The organism is Streptomyces solincola, from assembly GCF_002982015.1.
In the GTDB taxonomy this organism is placed as follows: Bacteria; Actinomycetota; Actinomycetes; order Streptomycetales; family Streptomycetaceae; genus Streptomyces; species Streptomyces solincola.
The window spans coordinates 1-1,015 of sequence record NZ_PVLV01000694.1; the positions used below are offsets into that span (position 1 = coordinate 1).

Consider the following 1,015-nt stretch of genomic DNA (forward strand, 5'->3'; position numbering starts at 1 on the left):
GGCCGGGGGCGCCGGGGCTGAGTTCGTTGATGTTCGCGCGGCCGTTGAGGGTGCGGTGGACGGGGTCGTAGGCGGCCAGCGCGTTGCCGGCGGCGAGCGGGGCGGTGTCCAGGAGTTCGGCGAGGGAGGCCCGCTGGTCGGCCAGGGCCTGCGTGACGGGCAGGAGTTGGTCGACGTTCTGCTTGAGGCTGCCGCGGTTGTCCTCGATGAAGGTCTTCACGGTGGCGAGGGCGGTGCCGAGTTCGGTGAGGGCGGCGGCCAGGTTCTCCTTGTCGTCGGCGAGGAAGCCGGTGACGGAGGCCAGTTTGCGTTCGGCGTCGCGGACGGTGGTGTCCTTCTCCTTGAGCATGGTGGTGAAGGTCTGGAGCTGGGCGAGGGTGGCGAAGAGGTCGTCGCCGCTCCGGTCGAGGGTGCGGGCGGCCTTGCCGAACTGCTCGATGGAGTCGCCGATGGCCTTGCCGTTGCCGTCGAGGTTGGCGGCGCCGGTGTCCAGGAGTCCGGCGAGCGCGCCGTCGGCGTTGGCGCCGTCCGGGCCGAGGGCCTTGCTCAGTTCGGTGACGGAGGCGTACAGCTCGTCCACTTCCAGGGGGGCGGCGTTGCGGTCGGCGGGCAGCACCGCGCCGTCGGCGAGGCGGGGGCCGCCGGTGTACGCGGGGGTGAGCTGGACGTAGCGGTCGGCGACCAGGCTGGGGGCGACGATGACGGCGCGGGCGTCGGCGGGCAGGGCGACGTCGTCCTCGATCCGCAGGACGACCTCGACCTGGGCGCCGCGGGGCCGGATCTCCTCCACGGTGCCGACGCGGACGCCGAGGACCCGCAGGTCGTTGCCCTCGTAGACGCCGGTGGCGCGCGCGAAGAGGGCGGTGACCCGGGTGTCGCCGGAGCGGTCCAGCGCGGTGACCCCGGAGGCGGCGGCGACGGCGACCAGCAGGAGTCCGGCGGCCAGGCCGGTGAGGCGGCGGGGGTTCACCGGGTGCCGCCCGCGGCCTCACCGGCCTGGCCGCCGGACTCCTGC

Annotated in this window: 1 protein-coding gene; it reads right to left on the reverse strand. The window is 74.4% G+C overall.

Features of this window, described 5'->3' with window-relative positions; translation table 11 throughout:
* Nucleotides 1-970 (reverse strand): MCE family protein (locus C6N75_RS29400; protein ID WP_105871876.1); only part of this gene is annotated, 970 nt, incomplete at its 3' end.
* Nucleotides 971-1,015 lie beyond the last annotated feature (45 nt).